Source organism: Limnoraphis robusta CS-951 (assembly GCF_000972705.2).
Window position 1 is genome coordinate 1 of record NZ_LATL02000325.1, and the last position, 649, is coordinate 649.

Sequence of the window (649 nt, forward strand, 5' to 3'; positions counted from 1 at the left end):
CCATTATTTAAGCCATCTTTGTGCCTAATCGTAGCTCTGAATAAAATAGATTATTTGCCAGTTCATAAAGGAGAAAAGCCATTTAATAAAAAGAATACGAAAAGTAGTAAAGATCGCGGTCGAACCCGCCCCTACAATACGGGTGACTGTCACAGAGGGGGCGGGTTTATCTAGGCTATCGGCTAGAAACATAGATAATTATCGAACCCGCCCCTACAATACTGGTGACTGTCACAGAGAGGGGGCGGGTTTATCTAGGCTATCGGCTAGAGACATACATAATTATCGAACCCGCCCCTACAATACTGGTGACTGTTAATAGGGCCATTTCCAGTTATCGACGTCTTCCTTGTCTTTGCCGTGTTCAACGGCGTAGTTAAGGTTTTCGATAATGGCGTTTTTCATGCGTTCTTTAACGTGAGCCGCAGCAGAACCGAGTTTCGGAACGCGATCAATTACATCAATTACCAGGCTAAAGCGGTCAATTTGGTTTCTGATCGCCAATTCTAACGGGGTGTTGATGTTGCCTTTTTCTTTGTAACCCCGAACATGAATTCGTTCTTGGTTGGTGCGACGATAAGCCAATTTGTGAATTAACCAGGGATAACCGTGGAAGTTAAAGATCACAGGTTTATCGGGAGTAAACAGG

The 649-nt window shown here is 44.1% G+C and carries 1 protein-coding gene; it reads right to left on the reverse strand.

Annotated elements, in window-relative coordinates; genetic code table 11:
* Positions 1 to 315: 315 nt before the first annotated feature.
* Positions 316 to 649, reverse strand: a 334-nt coding sequence (locus tag WN50_RS27395; RefSeq protein WP_049561365.1) for a phosphoketolase family protein, incomplete at its 5' end; no start/stop codon positions are given.